Origin of the sequence: Tunicatimonas sp. (genome assembly GCF_049647865.1) — a bacterium.
GTDB lineage: Bacteria > Bacteroidota > Bacteroidia > Cytophagales > Cyclobacteriaceae > Tunicatimonas.
Window position 1 is genome coordinate 1 of sequence record NZ_JBARYM010000319.1, and the last position, 3440, is coordinate 3440.

At 45.2% G+C, this 3440-nt stretch carries 3 protein-coding genes; all 3 read right to left on the minus strand.

Annotated elements, in window-relative coordinates:
* Positions 1 to 343 (minus strand): hypothetical protein (locus WBA23_RS09710; protein WP_424582082.1); only part of this gene is annotated, 343 nt, incomplete at its 3' end.
* Between the two features lie 143 nt (positions 344 to 486).
* Complete coding sequence (locus WBA23_RS09715) at positions 487 to 1533, minus strand: DUF4249 domain-containing protein (RefSeq protein WP_424582083.1); 1047 nt, start codon at positions 1531 to 1533, stop codon at positions 487 to 489.
* 5 nt (positions 1534 to 1538) lie between these two features.
* A partial coding sequence (locus WBA23_RS09720; RefSeq protein ID WP_424582084.1) for a TonB-dependent receptor plug domain-containing protein occupies positions 1539 to 3440 on the minus strand: 1902 nt, incomplete at its 5' end.

The window sequence follows — 3440 nt, forward strand, 5'->3', positions numbered from 1 at the left end:
CTGTAGAGCTATCCGCTTTAGCCTTAGTAGCAGCTACTTCTTCTTTCTTCTCCTTCTCTGGCTCTGATTTAGCTTTAGCTTCTTTAGCCTTCGGGGCTTCTTCCTTTACTTCCTCAACAGGAGTTGATTCAGCTTTAGCTTCTTCAGCCTTGGAAGCTTCTTCTTTCTTTGTTTCCTTTTTGGCTACAGGTTTGCCCGATTTTTTGGCAAACTCTTCTTTAATAGCCTCTACATCTATATTTTTAATCGGAGGTTGTTTGCTTAATTCTTTAATGCGCTGCTTACGAGCTTTGGCGCGGGCTTTATTGCGTAATCCTTTACGTTCTAATCGGGTAACGGCCATAATAATTCTATTACTTAGTTTTCAAACAGGCTGCGAATTTACTAAAAACAGTAGAAAATAAAAATGTGTTCAGGTTTTAATGTATTTGTGTTTTCATGTTAAAGCGAAAATTCTGAACATCGTTCCACGACGGCCTGAACACCCTATTCCAAACTTACCGTATCCACATCAGCACTATAGCCTACAAAAATACCGTAGCCACCCTGGATGTTACTGTAGATAGGTACGGGTTCGGCAAACGGGTTGCCGTCGGTTTCGCGCTGAAGGTCTACTGAGAGCATATGGCGATACTGTGCTTCGCTAAGCGTACGTAGGGTAATAAAATACTCGGAAGCTTCTTCCTGAGAAGAGCTAAAGCCATGATTATTAGCAATGTTAAAGCCTCTATCTCGATTGATATTGAAGTTAAAAGTATAGCGTCGGCCATTAAATATTTCATCGGAGAACATGAAAGAGGAGTTTCCCCACCAATAATAATCATCATCTCCTTCAAGAAAATTGTCACCATCGTCTACTACGGGATCTTCGCTGATTAATTGAGGCGAAGATAGGTAGCGAGAAGAATCTACTACGGTGTAATTACCATTATCATCAATCTCATAACGATAATCAGTTCTATAGTATAGTACTAAAATTTCATAAAAATTCATTTCTTCGGCAGGGTCGTCAATAGTAAGTCGGACTCGGTCGAGTACGGGTTGCTGCGTTATAGTAGAAGAGTCGGTTACGGGATTATAGTCATAAAAAGTGACAACAGTAGTATCATACTGTAAATTAGCAATTGGTATGGGAGGTGTTACAGTTGCTGTAGCTTCTACTGGCTCAAACCCTTCTTTACTGATTTGCAACGTGTATTCTTTCCCGGCTGATGGGACATATTCACTACGGTAGCTTGTGATAAAGTCTATACGGTCGCGGGAAATGGAATCAGGAACTATTACTTCTTGTAAAGTAGCTACCGGTTGCCCATCCTCTAATAACGATATTTGCGCTCCTGAAACGCCACGAATAGGAGCGCTACTCAAAGCTGATTTACTCTGACTTAGACTTACCCAGACCGGACCATCAACTCCGATAAATGAAGTGACGACCAATCTGGGAGCTTCTTGGGGAACATCTATATCAACTACTGTCTCACAGGCAGCGACACCCAGTAGCGTTAGGCCTAGAAGAATTATGGAATATTTCATAGTAGTTAAAAGTTAAAGCGGTAACTGATGGACGGAATAATGGGGAACAGACTGACTTGTTTAAACTGAGCATCCTGTCCCGGTTCATAGGATGGGTCTAAGTACATATAAAAGGGGTTTTGCCGGCTGTACGCATTATATACTCCAAATACCCAAGCTCGTTCGCCCCAGCGGTTTTGCTTTCGGAAGGTAATGCTAGCATCCAGCCGATGAAAAGCCCGCATCCGAAAACCATTCCGGTCACCGTAATGATACACGTCCCCGAAGGGAGAAGTATGACCAGAACCTTGGTAAATGGCAGTAGGCAGTGTTACGGTATTTCCGCTGCCGTACACCCATGTGGCCGATATATCAATATTTTCCCGCCACTCGTGCACTACGGCTAATCCCAAGTCGTGGCGACGGTCATATTTATAGGGAAATCGCTCGCCAAAATTAAGGTCATCGAACTGGCGGTCGGTCCAAGAAAGCGTGTAGCCTAGCCAACCGGTAGTACGCCCCTTTTTCTTTTGAATGAGTAATTCGGCTCCGTAGCTTCGGCCGTCGCCTACCGCTACTTTATCTTGCCAGTCTTGGTTTACATTAATAAAATCAGCGCCCTCGCGGTACTCAATGAGATTGCGCATGCTTTTGTAGTACCCTTCCAGACTTATTTCGTAGCCCGACCGCCAGTTGTAGGCTCCGCCTAAGGCCCACTGTTGCGCGGTTTGCGGGCGCACTCGATCCGTAGCCGGAACCCATAAATCAGTTGGTAGGCCAATACCGGAGTTAGTAAGCAGGTGAATAAACTGGGCCATTTGTACGTAAGAGGCCTTTAGCGAAAGTTGCTCATTCAGTAAGTAACGTCCGGCAATACGAGGTTGTAATGAAGTATATAATTGATCATTCACGTAAAAACCGGAGAAGTGAAGTCCGGCATTAATCTTTAAACGATTGGTAATTTCTATATCATCCTCCACATAAGCAGCAAACTCTATCGCCTGCGTCTCCTGAGAACCTAGTAACGTATCTAAAGCGTCTCTCGAAAAATCGTCGTCGTACTGTATGTTCAGTGCTCCCGGGCGGAACGTATGGTGGATAGCGTTCACTCCGAAGCGTATGAAGTGGTTAGGAGAGGGCAAATAATCAAAATCAATCTTGGCGGCAAAGTCTTCGATGCCCGATAGGTACTTAGCAAAACCGCTGTCTACTAACTTCTGATTAGCCGAGTCGCCCAGATATTCGTAACGGTACTCATTGCTGATATCGAAACGGTAGCGGCTGTAGGTAAGCGTGGTATTGCTAAACAATTTGGGAGTAAACATATGGTTCCACCGCAAGGCCGAGGTAATGTTCCCCCACTGTAGACCGGATTCATCCATGTCTTCCAATTCAACTCCGCTAAAGGAGTCAGTGTAGTTGTAGCGGGCGTAAAAGCGATCATCTCCTAGGTACGCACTCAGATAAAGCCGGTCGCGGTCCGAAAACTTATAGTTTACCTTGGCATTGAGATCGTAAAAATAGTAACCTACGGTTTCATCACCGTCCGTTTGGGCTCTGATGAGCGGACGGGCTAGTATGTCAATCCAGGTGCGCCGCCCGGAAATAATGAACGAACTTTTATCCTTTACAATGGGCCCTTCCAAAGTAAGTTTTCCTGCAATCAGTCCCAGCGAGCCTTCTCCGTGAAATTCCTTCATGTTCCCCTCCTTCATACTAATATCAATCACGGACGAAAGTCGGCCACCGTAACGAGCCGGAAAACCACCCTTAATGAGTTGTACATTGTTGATAGCATCGGCATTGAACACCGAGAAGAATCCGAATAAGTGAGAAGCATTATAGACCGGAACCCCATCCAGCAGAATCAAGTTTTGGTCGGGGCCGCCTCCCCGAACGTAGAGTCCGCTGGTGCCCTCGTTGCCCGA

Bases quoted from the DNA above. Each gene is read 5' to 3' on its own strand.
- WBA23_RS09715 (WP_424582083.1), bottom strand. From the start codon at position 1,533: ATGAAATATTCCATAATTCTTCTAGGCCTAACGCTACTGGGTGTCGCT.